General features: G+C 63.9%; 3 protein-coding genes and 1 pseudogene. 1 reads left to right on the top strand and 3 read right to left on the bottom strand.

What is annotated here, in order from left to right:
• Positions 1 to 357: pseudogene (locus H926_RS35165) on the top strand (hypothetical protein); the annotation flags it as partial.
• Between the two features lie 313 nt (positions 358 to 670).
• Here the strand turns inward: H926_RS35165 and H926_RS0121345 are convergent.
• The 3 genes from H926_RS0121345 to H926_RS29665 form a co-directional block, all read right to left on the bottom strand.
• The gene (locus H926_RS0121345) at positions 671 to 1,690 is read right to left on the bottom strand and encodes an MBL fold metallo-hydrolase (RefSeq protein ID WP_022678063.1); all 1,020 of its coding nucleotides are present in this window, start codon (positions 1,688 to 1,690) and stop codon (positions 671 to 673) included.
• A 50-nt stretch (positions 1,691 to 1,740) separates the two neighbouring features.
• Complete coding sequence (locus H926_RS0121340; RefSeq protein WP_022678062.1) at positions 1,741 to 2,667, bottom strand: MBL fold metallo-hydrolase; 927 nt, start codon at positions 2,665 to 2,667, stop codon at positions 1,741 to 1,743.
• Positions 2,668 to 2,730: 63 nt separating this feature from the next.
• Positions 2,731 to 4,777: TonB-dependent receptor (locus tag H926_RS29665; RefSeq protein ID WP_237741141.1), on the bottom strand; the 2,047-nt coding region annotated here is incomplete at its 5' end.

The following is a 4,777-nucleotide window of genomic DNA, read 5'->3' as shown; positions in this document are numbered from 1 at the left end:
GCCGTGACGCCCCCCGTCACCCTGGAGCCGAGGCAAACGCCGCCGCGCACCCAAAGCGCGGCGACAACCGGAGGGCAGCCACAGGCGGACCGACCGGACCGGTCAGACAGGCCGGGCCAAGCGTCAGCGATCGAACCGGCGCTGCCAACGAGACGACAGAGCCGGCTCGCTACGCGCTGCGCAGGCTCGCGCGAATCCACCACCAGCGAATGGATGCTTAACCCGACGTTGGATCAGGTCGATGATGCCCGCTGGCGCGTGCAGGTGAACATTCTACCGTCGCGTTCTGCCAAGCGTAATGCCGGGGTCTGGGACAATCCTGCCGATCAGAGTTATACCAGTGAACGTCAAGTTTGACCGAAACTGGTCACTCGTGGAGCCTCATAATCCTTTTTTCCTATGGCATTAGTTGCCGACTGACCGGTTAGGCTCCTTCGGAAGGTGCTAGTTGAGCTTTGCCCCCCTTTCGCTCTGCCCTTAGGACAGCACCGGAAGGACCACTTTTGCAACATGGAAGCGAGGGAACGCGCATTGGATTGCCGCGACGCATGAACGATAGATTTGAAACGACACATTTCAGCCTTTTGCCGAAAAGGGCAGCACCAGCGCGTCGCAAGGGCTGCCCAAGTTTGGACCAGGCCTTAAGGGAAGCTCTGGCCGGTAAGGATCATCAGAAGCGGTCCATGTCCTTGGCGATCACAACTGGCCCCTTGAAAGACTGCTGGATCGCGGCGCGATAGCGCTGGTCGGCGTCTGGCGAGCGCGAACCGCCCCCGGCCAGATGGGTAACAACCACGCGCCCCACGCCAGCCTTGGCGGCCATTGCGCCAATCTCGCCGGGGGACAGGTGGTGGCGCGTGAGATGCTCCACCATATGCGTCTTTTCCTCATCGGAAATATGGCGCACGCGATTGTTCATCTGGGCCAGCGTGTTGTCCAAATCGATCATTTCGGTCACCAGCATGTCGGCCCCCTTGGCCAGCGCCGTCACCTTGTCGCTGGGCCCGGTGTCGCCGGTGTAGATGATCGAACGGTCAGGCATGTCAAAGCGATAGGACAGCGAGCGGAAGAAGTGCTCCTCCGGGCTGCCCGGCACGAAGCTGTAATGCGAATTGCTGGCCACGCGCACGGTGAAGCCGTCGAGCTTGACCACGGCGCCATCGTCGAGCTCTACCACCTGAATGTTGGCGGCCGGATCAATCGCCACTTCGCCTGGAATGCCAAAGCCCGAACGGGCGCTGGGCCGCATGGCGGCGATCAGGCCATTGACGATGTCCTTCATGCCGGGCGGGCCATAGATCGTCAGCGGCCCGACCGCGCGCGATTGCAAGCGCAGGCCCAGCACGGCGAACAGGCCGCCCAGATGATCGAAATGGATATGGCTGATCCAGATGGTGCGCAGGTTCGGGTAATCGGCGCCCGCGTCGGCCATGGCGGTCATCGCGCCATCGCCGGTGTCGATCAAATGGGCCTCGCCCTTGCGCATCAGCAGGTTGGCCGGTTCGTTGCGGCCCGGGCGCGGCATGGGGCCGCCCATCGTGCCCAGCGTGACCCAGGTGTAGGCGCCGGGAGCCTGAGGCGCCGTGGCGGGAGGCGTCTGAGCGGGCGCTGTCTGGGCAGCCAGCGGCGCGGCGACCAGCAAGCCCGCCATGCAGGCCAGAACAGACCGGCTCTTGATCGATGTCAGCATCAAAATCTCCCTTGGTGCATGGGTTGCGCTTGAATCAGGATGAACGGGGATCAGAATGAAATGGTCTGCAAGTCCCGCCCCAGCACGACGGGGCCGGAATAATGGGCGCGCACCTCGGCCAGATCCTGCTCGCTGACCGTGCCCACATGGCTGAGCACCAGCTTGCCCACGCCCGCCTGCCGGGCCAAATCGCCAACCTGCGCGGGCGAAAGATGCTCGACATCCATATGCTGGCGCACCTGGGGCGGCACGGCGGCGCGATCGGCGGCGGTGGCCATTTCGGCCACTAGAATATCCGCGCCTTTCGCAAAGGTGGCCAGATCCGGTGATGCGCCGGTGTCGCCGGTGAACACCACCGATTTGCCCCCGATCGTGAAGCGATAGGACAGCGATTGCGCATCGGGCGCGGCAGTCTTGTCGACCAGCGCGTAATGCGTGTTGGCGATGGCCATGACGGCGATGGTGTCATCCTTGAATACGGGCCCCGGCCCGACATCGCGCGCTGAAAGGAAGGCGTTGACCGGGCGCATCGCCGCGCTTTCCGCGCCGCGGATCCGGGCATTGGTCGCCATCACATCACCCAGCGCCGTGCCCAGGCGCGTGGTGCCCGCAGGGCCGATCAGCATCATGGCCTTGCCCTGCGTGGAATAGGAAAAGCTCGCGAGGCTGAGCAGCCCGGCATAGTGATCGTCATGCAGGTGGGTGAGGAAGACCAGCGGCACATCGCGTTCGGCCATGCCCGCCATGGCCAGTTGGCGTGACACGCCGCCGCCCGCATCGATGAGGTATCGGTGGCCATTCACCTCCAGCATGGTGGCGATCCCCGCGCGATCCACGCGCCCTCCCGGCCCGCCACCCGTGCCCAGCAGGATGAGGCGCGGTGCAGCGTTGGTTGCAACAGGGCTGGACTGGGCATGCGCCATGGTGGCCGCAAGACAGAGGAAAAAGGCGGCGAGGAAAGCCCGGCGGCGCGTCATGCAAGGATGCCTTTCAAATGGCGGCGGCCGGATCGACCGGCCGCCGCAGCCGTTTGTTCAAATTTAGAAGTGATAGCCCATGCGCACACCGTAAACGCGCGGCGCCGCCAGCGTGCCATAGGACACGTTGAGGATGGGCCGATTGCCCGCCCGCACCAGCACGGCGCGATTTTCAATGTTGTTGATGAAACCGCTTAGACTCCAGCGCTGGTCGGGCCCTTCCAGTGTCAGATAGACGTCCGACATGCGATAGGCGGACTGCTTCTCGTTTTCCTGGAAATTCACGTTGAGGTAGAAATCGGACTTGATGGTCGTGCGCCCGCCCGCCACCAGCTTCATGCCGCTATCCAGTTCGAACGTGTGGGCATAGTCGAGGTTGACCGTCCACTTGGGCGAATAGACCGTGGGCTTGCCCGAGCAATCGGTGTCGTAAAAGCGCGCGGCGTTGACGCCGGGGTTGGCCAGACGGCTGCCTGTCACGGTGCAACCGGTGGGCAGCGGCGCCCCGGTGTTCGAGAAATTGGCAGTTTGCAGGCTGTTGTAGCGGCCGTTCAAATACTGGACGTTGGCGCTCAACAGGTCATGCATGGTGGGGGCAAGGCGCAGCTCGACCTCGGAACCATAGATGCGCGAGGTGCCCGCGTTCACCGTCACGCCGCCCTGGGTGTAGAGACCGCTGGAGGAGGGCACGCCGCCCACGAACGAGATCTGCTGATTGGTGTAATCCCAATAAAAGGCCTCGATGTTGAACTGCAGACGGTTGCCCCAGAAGCGGTTCTTGCTCCCCACCGTGTAAGCGGTGAGCAATTCGGGGGCGAAGGTGTTGGCCGGGGGCGCGGCGACAAAGAAGCCGCCCGCCTTGAAGCCGGTCGACACGTTGGCATAGAGCAGCGAACGCGGCCCGGCGTCAAATTCAACGCCAGCCTTCCATGTCGCCTTGCTGAAGGCCAGATTGCCCGTGAAGGCGGCGCCCAGCGGCGGGTTCACCACGCCCGGCAGGCCGCCAGCGGCCAGCGAGGTGGTCTGGCGCTTGGTTTCATGCGTGTAGCGCCCACCGGCGACCAGACGCAGGCGCGGCGTGACAAGGAAGGTCAACTGGCCAAAGCCCGCGACGCTTTCGGTGTGCAGCAGCGGGTTGAACAGCGTGGTCGACAGGTTTCCTTGCGAGAAGGCGTTGATCGCCTTCTGGTCCTCGGCAAAATAGAAGCCACCCAGCACATAGCGCAAACGGCCGTTTTCCTTGGAAGCAAGGCGCGTTTCGAGCGAGAGCTGGTTCGAGGCGTCGCTCACCTGAAGCTGGAAACCAGGCAGATAGGAGCGATAGTTCGACGCGCTGCGACGATAGGCTGGAATGACGGTGAGCGTGGCAAAGCCCAGATCGCCTTCGGTCTGGGCGCTGACGCCCCAGAAGTTGCCGTCCATATAGCCATCGCCCTTGGGCGTCATGACGCAGCCGCTGGTGATGAGCTTGCCCAGTCCACCGCAGAAGGGCGGGGCGGCGAGCGTCGAGGCATAGGATTGCAACGCGGCGACCGAGATCGGGTCCGACCCGCCGATGCGCGCGGTCAACGCCGGGGCGCCGGCCACCGACGAGGGCAGCAGCACATTGCCCGCGCCCATGCCATGTTGATGATAGTAATCACCCACCAGCGTCACCGACCAGTCGGCCGAGGGCTTCACCAGCAGCGAGACGCGCCCCGCCTCGCCCTTGTCATCGTCATAGCCATCCGACAGGTAGCCCTTGCGATTGACCACTTGTCCCGCCACGCGCAGCGCCACGGTGGAACCCAGCGGCAGGTTGATCGCCGCCGAACCCTTGCGCGCGTCATAATTCCCGGCCTCAAGGTTGATGTCCCCGCCCAGTTCATTCAGCTTCGGGCGGTTGGGCAAAACGTTGATCGCGCCGCCCGTGGCGTTGCGGCCATAAAGGGTGCCCTGCGGACCCTTGACCACTTCCACGCGCTGAAGATCGTAATAGACACCCGAGGGGGCCGTGGGGCGAGCGATGAACACGCCGTTGAAATTGAAGCCGACGGCGTTTTCGGCATAGGAATTGCCCGCCTGCGTGCCCACGCCGCGAACATAGATGCTGGTCGTGCCGCCCGAAGGC

Source organism: Novosphingobium sp. B-7 (assembly GCF_000410615.1).
GTDB lineage: Bacteria > Pseudomonadota > Alphaproteobacteria > Sphingomonadales > Sphingomonadaceae > Novosphingobium > Novosphingobium capsulatum.
Note: the sequence above shows the minus strand (reverse complement) of the source record. Positions and strands in the feature narration are given on the sequence as shown.

Excerpts from the sequence above, each read along its gene's own strand:
- H926_RS0121340 (WP_022678062.1), bottom strand. The coding sequence starts at position 2,667 with ATGACGCGCCGCCGGGCTTTCCTCGCCGCCTTTTTCCTCTGTCTTGCG.
- H926_RS0121345 (WP_022678063.1), bottom strand. The coding sequence starts at position 1,690 with ATGCTGACATCGATCAAGAGCCGGTCTGTTCTGGCCTGCATGGCGGGC.